Here is a 17,352-nt window from a genome sequence, read left to right as displayed (position 1 = left end):
ACGCAGCAATCAGGGTTTGTCTGGAGCGATGCTGGCATGCGCGGCGCCGGGATGCGCCGTGCATTGCGAGAGGCCTGAACGACGCGCGAATGCGCGAGCGGAACGTGATTCGCCGCCCAGTCGAAAGGCCGCGCGCCGCGTCAGGCGAACAGCGTTGCTGATGAAGTTCAGGCCTTTACCGGCAAGTCGAACGCGCCGCGATCGTAGGCTTCGCTATACGTTTTCCAGTCGGCGGCCACCTGCGCCGCGCATTGTGTCGCAAGTTCGATCAGCGGCACTTGCCAGTCCCGGCGATTGCCGAAGGCGATCAGGTCATCGGCGATCGACGACTTCTGCCGGCCGCCGCTGCGCAGATGCGCCCACGCGCTCAGTTCGGCCATGCTGTTGATCACCGCCTCCAGCCTGGACAACTTGCCGTCCCAGTCGCTCAAGGCAACGCGGTCCTCGGACGGTTGCAGGCTGCGCAACACATACGATCGCTGATTGAAGTCCACCGCATGCAGGAACGCCTGCGAAACCGCCTGATTGCGCCGCTGAATGTCCACGACGCGTTCCGCCTCGCTCTGCCACTTCGGCTGCGGCGTGCCCACGTGCGGCGCCACCGAGGAAGGCAGCGCCTCCTTCAGATCGATCAGATAGTTGCCGTCCGGCGAGCCCTTGCCCTCGACGAGAATCACGTAGCGATCCACGCCGAGGCTTCCCGTACCCGCGATTCGCCGCGCCACGTCGAGAATGCGATAGAAGTCGGGATTGGCCTCACTCGCCGCGAACCGGTTCATGAACCCGGTGACGGCGGCGCGCCGCTCGTCGCTCACCGGCAGCGCTTTCTTGCCGTCCACTTTCAGCATGCGGGCTTTGCTTTTGAGCGTGGTGCGCCGGTCCAGATGCGCGATGCGCGTGCGGCTTGCCAGCCCGTCGAACAGATCGCGCACCATGCCGACCGCGGTTTCGGTTTCGATCCAGCGCGCTTTGCCGAAGGCGAGCGCCGCGCCGTAAGCATCCACCGCGGTGTGGCAAAGCGCGAGCGCCTGCGCGCGGCTCAGCTTGAGCGCGCTTGCGCCGACCAGCACGCTCGTCAACAGTCGCACCAGTTCGTAAGAACACGGCGCCAGGCAGGCTTCGTCGAAATCGTTGTTGTCGAAATAGATCAGGCGGTTGTCGGCCTTGTAACTGCCGAAATTTTCCAGATGCATGTCGCCGCAAATCCAAACCGGCGGCGCGTCGTCGAGCACCTTGTCGCGCGGCAGGCGTTCGTAAAACAGATGACAGGTGCCACGCAGAAACACGAACGGCGAGCCGCGCATGGCTTTGTATTTCATCGCGAGTCGTTCGGGGTCGCGGCCGGCATTGAAGGCGGAGATGATCTGCGCGACATCTGGCATAAGTTGTTTCCCCAAAAAAAGGCGGCGTGTCGGCGCTCAGGGACCGGTCGTCCGATAGTAACGCCCGTGCGCTCACGTTGAAGCCGAAACCGCAAGCCTCACGGGATCATGCGCGAGCGTGTCGAGCGTTTCGGGCGCGCTGAGCCGCGATTCGAGCAGGCGCTTGTCGTCGTGTTTATAAAACGGCGGCGCGCGCCTGCCGCCCGCGTTTGCGCCGATGCGTTTCTACGCCGGCTCCTGCACGCCGAACTTCTTGCGATATGCGCCGGGGCTCGTCAGCGCGATGCGCCGAAAATGCCGCCGCAGCGATTCCTCGGAGCCGAAGCCGGCGAGTTCGGCCACACGCGACATCGCCAACGGGGCCGGCGCTTCGAGCAGTTCGCGGGCCATCGCCACGCGCTCGCGCAGCAGCCATTCGTACGGCGCCATGCCGGTGGCGTCGCGAAACTGCCGTTGCAATGTGCGTGGGCTCATCGCGGCCCGTTCTGCCAGCGAGCGCAGTGTATGCGGCAAGGCGGGATGACTGCGCACCCAGTCCATCAGTTTGGCGAGACGTCCGCTTTCGTCTTGCGGCATCGGCCGCGGCACGAACTGCGCCTGGCCGCCCTCGCGATGCGGCGGCACCACGAGCCGCTGCGCGACCCGGTTCGCCACCGCGCTGCCGTGATCGCGCCGCACCAGATGCAGCAGCATGTCGAGTCCGGCCGCCGATCCCGCCGACGTGATGATTTGCCCTTCGTCGACATAGAGCGCGTCCGGCTGCACACGCAGTTGCGGATAGCGCTGCTGCAATCGTTCAGCGTAGAGCCAGTGCGTGGTGACGGTCTTGCCATCGAGCACGCCCGCCGCCGCCAGCACGAACACGCCGGAGCAGATCGAGCAAAGACGCGCGCCGCGTCGATACGCGGCGCGAATCTTCTTGAGGAGCGGTTCGGGCGGCACTTCGTCCGCATCGCGCCAGCCCGGAATGACGATCGTGTCGGCGCGATCCAGCAACCTGAGCGTGTACGGCGCGGCGATGGTGATGCCGCCCGCCGCGCGAATCGGGCCGGGTTCGCTCGCGCATGCCGCGAAGCGATACCAGTCGACGCCGAGTTCGGGGCGCTCGAGCGCGAACAACTCGGTCACGCAGCCGAATTCGAATGTGCAAAGCCGGTCGTAAGCCAGCGCGACGACGAGATGATTGTGCATGACGCGATGTTACCGAAGATCGGCGATTACGCCAGTTATCCAGCGCACCGGATGGAGACACCGCTGTTTCCCGCTCACGATAAAAGACCCGTGGTAATAAGCCGCGCACGACGTAATCAGGTTCCCTTGACAGCAAAACCCTCGTCGAGCCAGCCTGTCATGCCGCCGATCATGATCTTGACCGGGCGGCCGAGCTGGGCGAGCCGGATTGCGGCGCGCGTTGCTCCATTGCAGTGAGGGCCCGCGCAATAGGTGACGAAAAGCGTATCGGGCGGATACCCGGCGAGCTTCGACGCCACGATCTTGCCGTGCGGCAGATTCACTGCGCCTGGCACATGTCCGCGCGAGAAATGCGCGGGACTGCGCACGTCGAGCAGCACGAAATCGACCGAGCGCGGGTCATCGCTGCCGAGTGCCGCGTGGACGTCGGCGCAATCGGTTTCGAATGTCAGCGACGCGCTGAAATGGGCGAGCGCCGCGGCGCTATCGGCAAAGGGAATGGATGAGACAGCGGACATATCAGGCTCCTCGTGCGTGGATCGTTGCAACGCATTGTCGCGTTCCCCTGCACGATCGACCAGTGGCGCAATTGACAGATTCCAGTAACATCGCGCCACGCTGCCATGACCGGTTTTTCGGCAACACGCTCAGAAGCCCTTCTTCCGAATCCGCGCCCGAATGTTGCCCGGTGCAATCTCGAGTTCGCCGCCGTCCTTGCGCAGCCAGGCTCGCGTCTCCCCATGCTCCCGCTGCTCACCACTTCTCCGCGAACGGTCGAATCGTATAGTCGAAGGACCATGCGGACGGATGCTGATGCGCGATATGAAACACCTCGTCCGCAATGGCGTCGGGATGCGCGAAATATTCGTCGCGCGAAAAGGCCCAGTCCGGCGGCGGCTCACCCCATGCGGGCCGCACGCGCCCGTCTTCGCCGAGCCACGCGGCGTCGATTACCGCGTCGATCATCAGGTAACCGACATGCACCCGCTTCGGTCCGAGTTCGCGTGCGAGCGCTTCGGCGAGCACGCGCTGCGCGGCCTTGCTGGGCGCGAACAGCGCGTAGTTCGGCTTGCCGCGCAGCGCCGCCGTATTGCCCGTCACGACGATCGCGCCGCCGCCCGCCAGGACCATGTCCGGCGCGCACGCGCGCGCCAGATGCAGCAGCGCGGTCGTATTCACGCGAAAGTTGCGCTCGAGCGCAGCCGGGTCGCCGTCGAGAAACGTGGCGAACGTTTCCGAGACCGCATTGTGCACAACGACCGACGGCTTGCCGAGCGTCTCGCGCACCGCCTCGAGCGTGCGCGCCAGCGCGTCGAGATCCGCCACATCGCAGACGAAGGCCGCGCTGTGCGCAATCTCGTGCTCGAGGCGCCGCAGCCGCTCGCCATTGCGCGCCAGCATCGCGATGCGATAGCCGGCACGGGCAAACCGGCGCGCGATCGACGCGCCGGTTGCCGCTCCCACGCCCGTGATCAGGCATACCGGTTCGCTCATGCCGTCCTCCGTCTGCCGGTTGGGCGTCGCTCGGGTCATGCGGCGAGCGCGACTGTCAAAGCGTGAATCTGGCCGAACTGCGTGCGGATGTCGACCTTCTGCCGGGACTCGAAATCGCCGCGCAGCCGTGCCCGAATGTCCTCGCGCAGCACGTTCGGCCACGCGATGGTCAACTGGTTGACGCCATCGATCACGATCTCGGCCGGCACCGCCACGCGCAGCGAGAGCCATTCGTCGTTGAGCAACGCGTCGCCCACGCGCCGGCCATTGAGTTCGACAGCGATCGTGCCCGCATCCCGCGCGCCCGGAATGCGCGCGGTCAGTTCTATGGACAGATCGCGCGGCGCGTTGCATGAAAACGCATACGCGCTCGTGAGCCCGTAGACGGCGGAGTACGCGCGGCGATACCAGCGGTTGCGGTCGGTGAGTTCGGCCCAATGCGACTCCAGCAGATCGATCCGCGCGACCTCGCCGAGCGAGAGGTCGGGGTCGACCGACTGCGCCGCGAACTCGGGAAACACCGACGCGATCGCGCCCAGCAGCGCCTGCTCCTTGATGATCCCGCGTGCGAGCGGGCTGTAACCGACCAGACAGACTTCGGCGATGTCGTTCTTCACGAGCTGGTCGAACGCGGGCAACAGGACGGGCGGCGTCTTGTGCCGGTACGCCTCGTGGACAAGCGCCACGCCGGTGGTCGCGATCGACGGGTCGTATTGCTTCGCGCGCTCGAGGTGATACTTGCAGATCTCGTCGTCCTGGCCCCAGTGCGCGTTGTGAATGCCGGCGAGCAGGTGCGCCCAGGCCTCATGCTGCGGCGCGGGCTTCGAGGCCGCGTCGACGAGATCGTCGAGGCGCGCGTCCTTGCCGAACAGCGCCGGCAGCAGTTTCTGGGCGACCGCCGCCATCGCGACACGCATGCCTTCCGACGTGTGATGGCAGAAGTCGAGATACAGACGGCGGCCCGGAATTTCGTGCTCGTAGCGATCGCCGAATATCTGCGGCAGATCGACGACCGTCGCGCCGAACGACGGCGCGCGGCGCCGTATCGCCTCGGCCACGTTCACGAAGATGCCGGGAACGACGCGCGTATCGTCGATGATGTCCCGGCTTTCGCGCAGCGTGCGGTAGATCTCCTGATTGCGCTTGTGAAGACCGCGCTGCGCGCGCGCCAGCAAGTCGAGGCTCGCCGACGAGGTGCCGCCGTCGAGCCCGCGCGCGATCAGGATGGCCGCCTCGGCGCCCGCGAAATCGCCGTGCGCGAGCTTGTCCGTCGCGTCCTGCCAGGCGGCAACCCAGGCGCGCGTGTCGTCGGGCGACATGAGCGGCACGTCGAGCGCGCCGGCGGGCGTGCTGCTCCAATCCGCCACGTTGATTTCGGGAATCACGAACGTCACCGGCACATTCAGTGGCGCAAGCGAGGACGTCAGTTGTTCGACCACCTGGCCCGCGAAACGCTCGAGGCTTTCGAGCTGCCGGTCCAGCAGCTTCGAGAAACCGAGATTTTCCTCGATCAGTTCGCCGTCGGCGACGAACGATTCCGTCGACGTGTTGGCGAGCGCACCCACGCGCCAGTTGTTGCCGGCAAACACCACGACCGCGTCCGGCTCCAGCAGATGCACCGAAGCCGCGATACGCGAGAGCCACCACGGATCGCAATTGCTCTGCGCGAGATCGACGACCTCAACCGCCTCGGCGCCAGCCGTGATCTGTTCGCGCAGCACCTTGGCCGGGCTGTACACGGGGTCGAAAAAGAAGCCGCGCGCAACCGACTCGCCCAGCAGCACGATGCGTTTTTTCGCACCCTTTCTGCCGATGCGCTCCACGTCCGCGCAAAAGCGCCACAGGTCGATGTGCTTGCGAGCGCGAACGAACTCGCCGGTGCCCTCTTCCTCCTCCCAGATGCTGACCGAGCGCGTGCGACGCGCCTCGCCCGGTTCCTGCCCTCTGAGACTCGCAAAATCTTCCGCGAGCGCCGCGAACGGACCGGACCAGTGATCCTGGCCGTGCGTGTCCGCGCGCTGTGTGCTTTCGCTCAGCAATTGCAGCACCGACAGCGCCGCGTTGTCCTGCTTGAGCAACGCGGCAAACCGGTCGCTCAATTCCTGCCGCGTGGCATGGATTGACATTTGGAGATGCTCCTCAAGTGTGTGAGAACAGGTGAACTCGCCTACGTTTCTTCTACGTCGACAACCGTGCGAACCGTCGATAAACCAGCGAAGCGGACGCGCTCACGCGCACGCCGCGAGAACCGGCGCGCGTACCGGACTTGCGCGCGCCTCGTCATGCCTGCGTCGCCCGTCAACCAGCGTGGCTGCCGGCGCGCGGCTCGCGAGCAGCGAGAGAAAAGTCGCGCTGCCGCCGCGCTCGTCCGCGCCGTCGCGCTCGAACAGACACAGGTCCGCGCGCATGCCCGGCGCGAGCGTGCCCACGTCGGGCAGACCGAGCGCGGCGGCGGCATGGCGCGTCAGCGCGTCCGCGTAGTAGTCGGGCTGCCCCGCGCCCGCGTTCGGCGCCAGCCGCCCGCTCGCGCCGTTGGTGCCGTTGGTGCCGTTGGTGCCGTTGGTGCCGTTGGTGCCGTTCGTGCCGTTCGTGCCGTTCGTGCCGTTCGTGCCGTTGATGCCGTTGATGCCGTTAGTGCCGTTGATGCCGTTGATGCCGTTGATGCCGTTGATGCCGTTGATGCCGTTGATGCCGTTGATGCCGTTGATGCCGTTGATGCCGTTGGTGCCGTTGATGCCGTTCGTGCCGTTGATGCCGTTCGTGCCCGCGAACAGCGCGGCGCGGCGCTGCGTGAACAGCGGCGCATGCTGACGCCAGCGGCGGCCCAGGTGCTCGGCGTCCGGCTCGCCCAGCGCGACCGCGCAGAGCGTGCGCGCGAACGCCTGCGCCTCGCGTGCGTCGATGCGCGCCGCGCCGAACACCGTGACGTGCGGCTCTTGCGGCAGCAAATACGAAATCAGCGCGCTCTCCGAGCAGTAGAAGCGGCTGCGAAATTCGCGTGCTTCGTCGGCATCGGCACAGAGCGCGATGCCGATGCGCGTGCCGATCGCGCGGGCGAATTTCGCCGCCTCCATGAGCTCCGTCGCCGACAGCAGGCTGGCGCTCGCGAGCACCGGCAGCACCTTGACCGGATGAGCGCCGCCGCCGTCGAAGCGGCCGCACCCCGACGCGCCCGACCATTCGAGCAGGCTGTTGACCTCTTCGAGTTGCCTGCCGTCGAACTTCAATAGCGCGACTGCGCGTGGCCCGCCGGCGCGCGCGGGCGGCACATCACGCAAGCGCGCGCACTGCCAGCCCATCGTCGTCACGAACGGCGGCGGCGCGGCGCCGGCTGCCGCCATGCCGACCACGCCCGGCGTACACAGATAACGTTCGCCATCGAGCCCCTCGGCGAGCGACGACGCGCCGGCCGGCAAGACCGCCCGGATGCGCGCTCCCGCAATTTCGATGTCGCGGCGTACGAACCGGTGCGTCGTGCTGTCGAAGCACTGCGTTTGCCGAATGGCCCAAGGGCAATCGCCTGGCGGGATCTGAATGGACATGGTGGCCGCTGAAGTGACAGGAGCGCGACGCGCGGGCGAGCCGCCCGCTCACAGGAACGTGTAGACGTTGACCGACTCCGGCGCGACGCGCTTTTTCGCGGCGCGCGCGGTGAAGATTTCCTTCAGCTTGTTCCAGGTCTCGAGTTTGAAGCCGCGATCGACGATGTAATCGCCGATCACGAGTGCGTCGATATCCGACACGACAAAGCACCACACGGCATCCACCGGATCGAGCACGATCGCGTCGCCGCGCATGTTGAACGAGGTGTTCAGCAGGATCGGGCAGCCGGACAGGCGGTCGAACTCGGCGAGCAGCGCGTGAAAGCGCGGATTGCTCTGTTCGCTGACGGTCTGCACGCGCGCGGAGCCGTCGACATGCGTGATGGCGGGCAGCGAAAGCGGCGAAATGACCTGACACGTTTCGAGCATGAACGGCGACGGATGATCGAGCTCGAAATGTTCGGCGGCCTTGTCTTCGAGCACGGCAGGGGCGAACGGACGGAACGCCTCGCGCATCTTCACGAGCGCGTTGATGCGGTCGCGCATTTCCGGCCGGCGCGGGTCCGCGATGATCGAGCGCGAACCGAGCGCGCGCGGTCCGAACTCCATGCGTCCCTGGAACCAGCCGATCACCTTGCCGTCGGCGAGGCGCTGCGCGGTTTGCGCGATCAGTTCCTCGGGCCGCTCCGTGCAGTCGACGATCGAGGTATCCGGGAAAATCGCGCGGACGGTCTGACGGATCTCGGCATTCGAATAGGCGGGGCCGAGATACACGTGCGGCAGCGCCTTCAACTCGGGACGGCGCCCGGTGAGCCGTGCATGCGCGACGGCCGCGGCGCCCAGCGAGCCGCCGGCGTCGCTCGCGGCCGGTTGCACGAAAAGCCTGGCGAACGGACCTTCGCGCTGAATCCGGCCGTTCGCGACGCAATTGAGCGCGACGCCGCCCGCCATGCACAGATTCTCGACGGGCACCGCGTCGTGCAGATAGCGCGCCTTCTCGAGCAGAATGTCTTCGAGCGTGCGCTGCAGGCTCGCGGCGAGATCCTTGTGGAACACGCCGAGCTCCGATTCCGCCTCGCGCGGCGCGGCGCCGAACAGCTCCGGCAAGCGCTCGGAATACATGCGCTCGCCATTGAGGAAATCGAAGTACTCCATGTTGAGCCGGTACTGGCCGCGCTCGTTCACGTCGAGCAGACGCCGCATCTGTTCGACATAGAGCGGCCGGCCGTAGGGCGCGAGTCCCATCACCTTGTATTCGGCGTCGTTCACATCGAAGCCGAGGTAGGCCGTGATCGTGCTGTAGAGCAGGCCCAGCGAGTCCGGGAACGACACTTCCTCGAACAGTTCGATGTGCGCGTCGGCGCCGCGGCCGTAGGTGGTGGTCGCCCATTCGCCGACGCCGTCGACGGTCAGCAGCGCCGCGTCGGCGAAACCGGAGTAGAAGAATGCGCTGGCCGCGTGCGACAGATGGTGATCGACATATTCGATCCGGCCGTTGAAGCCGAGGCTCTGGCGAATGTCGCGTTCGGGACGGGCGGGATCGATCCTGAAGCGGCGCTTCGGGTTCTGCAGCAGATCCAGCACGTTGGTCGCGATCTGGCGCGAGGCCTTCTTGTACGGGTCCTCGTAATAGGCGATGCAATCGACGTCGTCGATCGTCGCGTTCGCTTCTCGCAGGCAATAACGGAACGCGCCCGTGGGAATGCTGCTGTCGTGCTTCACCTTCGAAAAACGCTCTTCCTCGGCGGCGGCGATCAGCTTGCCGTCCTTGATGATGCAGCACGCAGCGTCGTGGTAATGCGCGGACACGCCAACAATTATGCTCATGGAGTCACCAGTTTTGGTTGGAATGGAAAGTCGGTCAATCGCGGCGCGGCATTAGCGCCCGGATGCCTCGACGGCATCGAGCGCCTTGCACAGCGAGTCGAAGATGCGCGCAACGTCGGCCTCGCCCGTCCGCCAGTTGGTGAACGCGACGCGTAGTCCCCACGTGCCGGCGTAGACCGTGCTCGTGATGAACACCTCGCCCAGATCGCGCACCGCGCGCACATAGGCGTTGATGCGCGCTTCGTCCGCGTTCGCGGCAAGCGTGAAGCAAACGACGTTCAGCCGCGTCGGCGCCAGCAGGCGAAAACCGCGCCGCCCTTCGAGACGCGCACCGAGAGACTGCGCGAGCGCGATGTTGCGCGCGACGATCTCCGCGTGCCCCGCGCGGCCATACGCGGCGAGCGAGAACCACGTCGCGAGCGCGCGCAAGCGCCGCGAATTCTCGGGCGTGAGATGAACGAAGTCGGGGTTGTCGGTGGGAATGCCGAGATAGGCGGCGCTGTTCTGGAACACGCGCACCTGCAGGTCGCGGCGCCGCGTGAACTGCACCGCGGCGTCGTAAGGCACGTTCAGCCACTTGTGCAGGTCGATGCAGATCGAGTCCGCCGCATCGAGCCCCGCGACCAGCGGCGCATACGCCGGCGCGAGCGCGGCGAAGGCGCCGAACGCCGCGTCGACGTGGAGCCAGAACGGATAGCGCGCCTTGAGCGCGTGGATCGCCTGCAGATCGTCGAAATCCACCGTGTTGACGGTTCCCGCGCTCGCCACCACGATGACGGGCACGCCCTCGGACTCGGCCAGCGCCGCTTCGAGCGCAACGAGGTCGATCGCTTCGCGGCCCGCGAGCGTCGGCACCTTGCGCACCGCCTGCCGGCCGATGCCCAGCACGGAGAGCGCCTTGTACACGCTCGAATGCGGCGTCGCGGCCAGCACGCGCACCGCGCCGAGCGCGCCCACGCCTTGCTCGGAAACGTTCACGCCGTTGCGCTCGCCGAGCCATTCGCGGCCGAGCGCGAGACCCACCAGATTCGACATCGTCGCGCCCGTGACGAACACGCCCTGCTGCGCCTCGCTCAGACCGAACAGCTCGCGCAACCGCGCAATGGTTTCGCGCTCGAGATCCGGTGCGGCGCTGTCGATGCCGGCGGTCGGATTCTGATCGTAGACGCCGGTGAGCCAGTCGCCCGCGAGCGAGGCCGGTGTGGCGCCGCCCGTCACGAAGCCGAGGTAGCGCGGGCCGGCGCTGCCGGAAAAGCCCGCGCTCCAGCGCGCGACGAATTCTTCCAGCGCGCCCGCCAATCCGGCGCCTTCCTCGGGCAAGGCGCGCAACGTGGCGGGCGGCGGCGCGAGCGCGGCCGGGCGGTCGTCGAGAGAGGCGAGCGCCGCCACGGCATGGCGGCGCGTGCGCTCCAGCAGCGCGTCGAAGTTGGCGAGGTCGGAAGCAAGTGTCGAGTGCATGGAGAGATCGTCGAGGTTGACTGGAAGAAATGCGTGGCGTTCGATCGGGTCAGTGCAGCCGGCGATCCATCACGTCGCGCGCGCCTGCGTAATATTCCTTCTCGATCTGGTAGCGGATCAGGCAGCCTTCGCAGAGATCGCGGATCACGCGTGGGTTGTTGCGCGCGAGCGGCAGCAGCACGCGCTCGACCAGTTGCTTGCCGTGATTGGCGTCCACCGGCACGTGCAGCTCGTGGTAGTAACGGAATTCCCTCGGCACATCGTGACGATGCATGCCGCGCAGCATGCGCGTGAAGCGGTACGGCACGGTCTGCTCGAGCAGCGTCAGCGCTCCGAGCAGGCGCCCCACGTGCTGGCGGCGCAACGCATACAGCAGCAGCAGGTTGCCGTTCTTGAGCGCCGCGACCGGCATTTCCGCCTCCAGGTCGAGCTCGCCCAGTTGGGCGCGAAAGAACGGCGACGCCCGCATGAACGTGCGCGTGTGCATTTCGTCGAGCTTGCCAAGGCCCATTTCGTCCCAGTAGTTCTCGGCGAGCGCGAGCTTCATGTCGCCGTCCATGCCGAGTTGCGAGAGCGCGATGATGTCGTCGAAGCGGCCGTCCACCTGCGCTTCGAGGCTCACGAAAAGCGACAACTGCGGCAGCGATGCTTCTTCCGCGAGGAAGTCGAAGAACGGCGCGACTTCCTTGCGATGCGTGTTGCGCAGCGTGACGTACCACTCCTCGAACTGCTCCGCGTTCGCGGGCACGTCGTCGAGCACGATGCGCGCGGCCTCGTAGTCGCTCCAGGCAGTTTCCAAACCGAGGATGCGGGCGTAGTCGGCGGCGAGCGGCACGGTCTCGGGCGCGCTCGGCGGCGCGAGTTCGCGCAGATAGAACGCGTTCAGTTCCATCTGGCCAGCCAGGGAATTCGGATCGGGCGTCACGGGCAATTGCTGTTGCGTGGTCACAGTCGTTTCTCCATTGTGTCGATCGTGGGATGCGCGGACGCCGCGAGGCGCCGCGCGCTCATTGCAGTACGGCGGGTACGGCGTGCGGCCAGGCGCAAACGGGCGGCGCCGGTTCACGCATCTGGGTGGCCGCGGCGAACAGGGCGTCGATCCAGTCGCGCGTACCCTGCCAACTGCCGTACGCCACGATCCCGGCGAGCGGCGCCTCGTTCGCCGAGTAGGTGACTCGCCGCGGCAGCGCGGCGCCCGCGGGCAACTCGAGCCAGCGCACGAGCGCCGGGTCGCCGCGAAACCTCGCGATGCCCCCGATATCCTCGTACGTGGTCCCCGCAAGCGTGTGGCCGGGAAATACGAACCAGCCGTGCCAGCGCGCCTGGGTCCGCGGCTGCGTCGGCGGCAGCGCGCGCGAAGGCTTGCCCTCGAGCAGAATGCGCAGTTCCTCCGACGGCAGATGGACGCCCGTCGCGTATTCGAAAGTCGCCACGACGTCGGCGCCCCCTACCCGATTGCCGACTTCGAGGAACACGAGTTCGTCGCCGTCCTCGATGGCCTCCAGATGAAAGCTGCCCTGGCGGATGCCGACCGCCGCGAGCGCGGCCACGACCCAGTCGCGAATCCGTGCCGACACGGGAAAGTGATACGAGCCGAGCGGCTGTCCTTTCGCATAGCCGAGGCAGGTGCCGATGTAACGGCTCGCCGTGAGCGTGAGCACCTCGCGATTGGCGACGAGTCCGTCGAAATGCACGATGTCGCCGTCGACGAATTCCTCGACTTCGTAGCCATCGATCGCCGGCTCCGGCGCGTCGAGACGCGCCACGCCGCAGCGGCGCGCGGAGATCGCGGCGGCAGCGGCCGCCGGCGTCTCGAAGATAACGACGTCTTCGCTCGATGCGCCGCTCAACGGCTTGAGCACGGTGCGCGCGCGCCAGGGTGTGCCGGCCGGCTCATGCAGAAACCCGGCTAAGCCGATGAAGCGCGGCACGCGCAGACCCGCCGCGCGCACGGCCTCCTTCATCACCACCTTGTCGCGTACCAGACGCACCTGTTCGAGCGTCGCACCGGGTATGCCGAGCCATTCGCGCAACCGCGCGGCGTCGACCAGGTCGTATTCCGACAGCGCGATCACGCGATCGACCGGACGCGCCGTGCGCGTGATCCACGCGTGCGCCGCCTCAAACGGACCGAGTTCAACGGGACGCTCGACGCGTTCGCAACGCAGATCGGCGGGCAGCGTCGCGAGCAGATCGGCGACGCCGAGGTAAGTCACGTCGTGCTGTTCGTGATCGATGCCGCGCGCGTATTCGATACGCGGATAGGGCACGCGATGCAGGACAAGAATCTTCATGATCTCTCCGTTCACGCGATGGCGAGCGACGCGGCTGCGTTCGCCGGCTCGAAGATGTGGCACGCCTCGGCGAGCACCGACAACCAGACCGCGCGTACCGTGGCGACCACGCTGCGCATGTCGTGCACGTCGCTTTCCAGCGCGAAGCAGGCCTGTGCGGCGAAGTCCGCGTTATCGCGCGGCAGGGCGGGAATGAAGCGCGCGGTTTCGGAGAGCCAGCCGAACTCGACGCGCCGCAGCGCGTCCGTGCCCAGCAGCGCGGCGGCGCGAGCGAGTGCGCGGTCGAAAAGTTCGGCGCCTTCGTCGGCGTCGGGCGGGGTGAGCCGGCCGTCCGCGGGCACGCCGAGCATGACGGTCGCCGCCTGTCGGCCGGCGCTGACGAGCGCCGGCTCACGCACGACGCCGAAGGCCGCGTCGACCCACAGCGCGTAGAAGTCGATCTCATAGACTTCCCGCGCGATCGTCCAGATCTTCATGCCGGCGGGGCGGCGATTCGGTTCGACCACCGCGGCGCGCAAGCCCGTGTCGTCGAGCTTGATCTCGTTGTGAAAGGGACCGCGCAATTGGCCCACGAGCAGATTCGCGACCCGCCCCGCCCGCACGAGCGTCGCCTGTTCGGCGGCGGTGAGACGCGCGGGCAGAATTTGCGCGACCTCGACCGGATAGCGGCCTTGCGCGCTCACCTTCTCGGTGATGAAGTGCGTGGCGCCCACGCCGTCGAACGAAAACTCACGCGCAAACGAAATGAACGATTCGCAGATCGCGCCGCGCTCCAGGTACGGCGCGACTGCCGCGAACGCGGCGTCGAGGCTGTCGCCCGGCGCCACGATCACGACGCCGCGATTGTTGCCCTCGCACGAAGGCTTGACCACGAAGCCGCCCTCGTGCGCGCTAGCGAAGCGGCCCAGGTCGTCGACGTCGTGCACTTCGACGCAATCGGGCACCAGCATGCCTTGCGCTTCGAGCAGATCGCGCACGCGCGCCTCGCACACCCGGTAATCGCGTTTGCTGTACGCGTTGGCGGCGAGCGCCGCCGAATCGACGACCAGGCCGAGCCGTTCGAGAAGCGCCGCACCGCTTTGCACCGCGTTGTCGGAGAACACCATGCCGGCGCGCAGGCGTTCGCGCCACGACTTCAGATAGTAGAGCGCCTCGTCGACGAAATTCGGTGCGAGCGGATCGAGGTCGATCAGGTATTCGCACAGCAGCGAGTCCCGCTCGGTCGGATTCGCGCGGATCAGCGCGATCTCCGCGCCATACCGCTGGCGTGCGTAAGACGCGATGTGCGCGACATCGGCCACGCGGGTCAGGTTGTAGTCGACGATCAGCAGCAGCGGTCGGTTAGCGTTCACGATCAGGTCTCCAATGCAGGCGTTGTCGTTCTGTAGTGCACGTCGAGCGCGGTGACGGAGGCCGCGAGCAGGTCGGGAAGCGCCGCGTCACGCTCGGCGCGCGTCATGCGCCAAAGCAGTTGACCGAGGAACGCTTCGCGTGGCGTGGCCGGCACGACGTCGCCGGGCTTGAGCAGGATTTGCGCGATCAACGGGCGGCGGCCGTCGGTGCGTGTCTCGATGCGTTCGATCTCGCCGGGCGTCGCGAAGTAGACGCGAAAGAACGTGGCGAGCTCGCTCGGCGGCGTGCCGTCGGCGGTGTAGGCGAGGCGTTGCAGGCGTTCGGCAAACGCACGGTGCTGCGTACCGCCGCTTTGCTCCAGCAGCAGGTCCAGCCAGAGTTCGAGCATGCCGGCTTCCTCGTTGAGCGCCTTCACGCTGTGCGAGATGAGGCTGCCGCCCACCCGGGGATTGATCTCGATGAGATCCCAGCGCGCGCCGTCAAAGCGCGCTTCGACATGAAAGCAGCCGCTGCCGAGTTCGAGTTGCTCGAATACGGCGCGCAGCCAGTCGAGGCCGCTCGCGAGATCGCCCGCGGCAAGCGATGCCGGCGGGCTCGTGCAACTGTCTTCGAGCACCGTGCCGTTGGCTTCGGTCAGTTCGCACTTTTCGTGGACGCCGAGCACGAACGGCTTGCCGTGCGAGACCAGCAGTTCGAAGCTGAATTCGGTGCCCGCGAGATAGCCTTCGGCGATGAACTCGACGTGCTCGCCGAGCGCCGAAGCGTAGACCGTGTCGGCCCGCGCATGCTCGCCGATCGCCTCGAGCGTGGCCCATGTGGTGTCGGGCGAGAGCCGGAACGCACCGTAGGACGCGATGCCTCGCACCGGCTTGATGAACCATGCCTGCGCGTCGCGCCGCAATTCATCGAGCACGGCTGGCGTCACGCGCCGCGCCGTGACCCGCGAAAGCCCGGCGTGATGGAGCGCGTTGCGCACGGCATGCTTGTCGCGCAGAAACTCGATCCGCTGCGCGGAAAGATCGCTCACGCCGAGCCGGCTGTTGGCCTCGGCCATGAGCGGACGGTAGCCTTCCCACACGCTGATGCAGGCAAGCACCGTTTGGCCCGCCGCGCGCAACGAGGCGACGGCGTCTTCGACGTCCTCCATCCGCAACACATGCGAATCGGTCGCGAAGACCGCCGCCGCATGATCGCGCAGTGTTTGCAGCCGCTGTTCCCCGTGCTCCGGCACGGGCCGCGAACTCAGCACGAACGGAAGCAGGCCGCGCGCCTTGATCGCCGCGATCAGGTCCTCCGCGAACGAAAAGCCGCAGTGACTCAGAATTAAAACGCCATCGGACGACATCGCCTCGTCTCCCCTGATTGGTCAGGCCGCCGCCTTGAGCGTCGGCAGAATTTTGTCTTCGTAGAGTTCCTTGAAGTAGAGCGCGAGGACGGTCTGGTGCTCGCGCAGGTAGCGCTTGAGCGAGTCGATGTCGTCATCGCTGCGCAGCAGATAGCGGATCGCCTGCCAGACTTCACCGGGATGATCGTCGTTGATGTCGGTATGCGAATGCGCAATCTGGCCCGTGATGTTCGTTTCGCCCACCGACTCCTTGAGCGCCTTGAGCTTGCGCGGCTCGAGCTTCACGTTGACGTACTCGACCAGATACGAATAGGCGATCACGCCGAGCGGGCCCTCGTGATCAAGCAGATACGAGAAGTAGCCGCTGAGCAGCTTGGTCGACAGATACGGTTCGGTCGCGAGAAACTGCTCGCGGGGGACACCGGCGCGTTCGAGGTCCTGAACGAACAGCTCGTCGTGCAACATCTCCTCGCGCTCGTAATTCGCCCAGATTTGCGCCGCCTCCGGGCTCTGCTTGGCGACTTCGGCGAGTGTTTTCGACTCGACCACCCGCAACAGGCGAATCCGCCAGGCGGTTTCGATCAGGTGACGCTGATAATAATCGGAGTCGATTTTCTTTCCTTCCAGATGGGCGGCATACGGCACGGTTTCATACCAGTTCTCGATCTGCCCGTCGATAATGGCATCGATTTGCTTACGCAGCTGGAGTGATCTTTCCGCATTAATGAACGGAATGCGATCTTTTAAGCCGACATTTTTAACGCGATTACTCATGGCTCATTCCTTGAAAGATGATAATGAAATAACTACGCAAAAAGAGGTGTTACGGGAATGGGTTAAACCTGTGAATCCGCGACTTTGATGATTACCGCTCCGCTGACACGGCACTGACATGCCAATCTGAATATCTCGCCCGGATAACCTAGAGATTCGAGGAAAGTCTTTTCGTCCTTGCCTTTATTGCCGAGATGATTCAGACCTTCCTGCACTTCAATGACACACGCGCCGCACACGCCGGCTTTACAGCCGAACGGAATAGATTCCTGGCCGTACAACTCGAATTCGAGTTCGGTCAACGGACTCCCCGCCGGCAATGCGACTTCAATGCCCTGAGGCATGAGCTTCACGATGCACATGGCCACCCCGATCTAGTTTGAGCGACAGCAAAACGTTTTATTCAGTTTTAGTAACTACGTGCTGGCAACGATCTTCTCCAGGACAACGGTTCACAATATAGATGTTGAGGTTTCAACTTGCAACTATTTTAATCGACGTTCCTGCAAATACCTTTTTATCGAAAACCAGACTTCGATAGCTCCGTTTTTTCGGCTTCTGGTATGTAACTACTTCATAGCGCGGAAATAATATTGAAGCAGCGAATCCGGTGCAATGGCGCCTTTATGCATGCGCGAATACCTGGCTACCCGGCCAGTGCAAAACGAGCGCACGCCAAAAACTCTCACTGG

General features: G+C 65.6%; 14 protein-coding genes. All 14 read right to left on the bottom strand.

Annotated features, from left to right (window positions below):
* Positions 1–167: 167 nt before the first annotated feature.
* Positions 168–1,382: a DUF2252 domain-containing protein gene (locus ACTJLC_RS29770; protein WP_310318442.1), complete on the bottom strand. Its 1,215-nt coding sequence runs from the start codon at positions 1,380–1,382 to the stop codon at positions 168–170.
* Between the two features lie 225 nt (positions 1,383–1,607).
* Positions 1,608–2,573, bottom strand: a complete 966-nt coding sequence (gene ftrA, locus ACTJLC_RS29765; protein WP_244745413.1) for a transcriptional regulator FtrA — start codon at positions 2,571–2,573, stop codon at positions 1,608–1,610.
* 116 nt (positions 2,574–2,689) lie between these two features.
* The gene (locus tag ACTJLC_RS29760) at positions 2,690–3,091 is read right to left on the bottom strand and encodes a rhodanese-like domain-containing protein (protein WP_310318438.1); all 402 of its coding nucleotides are present in this window, start codon (positions 3,089–3,091) and stop codon (positions 2,690–2,692) included.
* A gap of 235 nt (positions 3,092–3,326) precedes the next feature.
* Entirely contained in the window at positions 3,327–4,067 is a 741-nt protein-coding gene (locus ACTJLC_RS29755; RefSeq protein WP_073427340.1) for an SDR family NAD(P)-dependent oxidoreductase, read from the bottom strand.
* A 35-nt stretch (positions 4,068–4,102) separates the two neighbouring features.
* A complete protein-coding gene (locus tag ACTJLC_RS29750; RefSeq protein ID WP_310318434.1) occupies positions 4,103–6,193 on the bottom strand; it encodes a hypothetical protein in 2,091 nt (696 codons plus the stop codon).
* Between the two features lie 102 nt (positions 6,194–6,295).
* Positions 6,296–7,609 (bottom strand): hypothetical protein, encoded by a 1,314-nt coding sequence (locus ACTJLC_RS29745; protein ID WP_440846080.1) that lies wholly within the window; start codon positions 7,607–7,609, stop codon positions 6,296–6,298.
* A 48-nt stretch (positions 7,610–7,657) separates the two neighbouring features.
* The gene (locus ACTJLC_RS29740; protein ID WP_310318428.1) at positions 7,658–9,436 is read right to left on the bottom strand and encodes a carbamoyltransferase family protein; all 1,779 of its coding nucleotides are present in this window, start codon (positions 9,434–9,436) and stop codon (positions 7,658–7,660) included.
* A gap of 51 nt (positions 9,437–9,487) precedes the next feature.
* Positions 9,488–10,894 carry a pyridoxal phosphate-dependent decarboxylase family protein gene (locus ACTJLC_RS29735; protein WP_083081165.1) on the bottom strand — a complete coding sequence of 469 codons (1,407 nt, stop codon included), beginning with the start codon at positions 10,892–10,894 and terminating at the stop codon, positions 9,488–9,490.
* A 49-nt stretch (positions 10,895–10,943) separates the two neighbouring features.
* Entirely contained in the window at positions 10,944–11,843 is a 900-nt protein-coding gene (locus ACTJLC_RS29730; RefSeq protein WP_073427335.1) for an iron-containing redox enzyme family protein, read from the bottom strand.
* A 58-nt stretch (positions 11,844–11,901) separates the two neighbouring features.
* Positions 11,902–13,188 (bottom strand): ATP-grasp domain-containing protein, encoded by a 1,287-nt coding sequence (locus tag ACTJLC_RS29725; protein WP_073427334.1) that lies wholly within the window; start codon positions 13,186–13,188, stop codon positions 11,902–11,904.
* Positions 13,189–13,199: 11 nt separating this feature from the next.
* Positions 13,200–14,540 (bottom strand): ATP-grasp domain-containing protein, encoded by a 1,341-nt coding sequence (locus ACTJLC_RS29720; protein ID WP_154872593.1) that lies wholly within the window; start codon positions 14,538–14,540, stop codon positions 13,200–13,202.
* A 2-nt stretch (positions 14,541–14,542) separates the two neighbouring features.
* Entirely contained in the window at positions 14,543–15,886 is a 1,344-nt protein-coding gene (locus ACTJLC_RS29715) for an ATP-grasp domain-containing protein (protein ID WP_310118025.1), read from the bottom strand.
* Between the two features lie 21 nt (positions 15,887–15,907).
* Entirely contained in the window at positions 15,908–16,660 is a 753-nt protein-coding gene (locus ACTJLC_RS29710; protein ID WP_114164272.1) for a hypothetical protein, read from the bottom strand.
* Positions 16,661–16,722: 62 nt separating this feature from the next.
* Positions 16,723–17,004: a 2Fe-2S iron-sulfur cluster-binding protein gene (locus tag ACTJLC_RS29705; RefSeq protein ID WP_310128229.1), complete on the bottom strand. Its 282-nt coding sequence runs from the start codon at positions 17,002–17,004 to the stop codon at positions 16,723–16,725.
* Positions 17,005–17,352 lie beyond the last annotated feature (348 nt).

It is taken from the genome of Paraburkholderia sp. 22099 (assembly GCF_052045835.1).
GTDB lineage: Bacteria > Pseudomonadota > Gammaproteobacteria > Burkholderiales > Burkholderiaceae > Paraburkholderia > Paraburkholderia terricola.
This window is presented reverse-complemented; position numbering and strand designations above follow the sequence as displayed.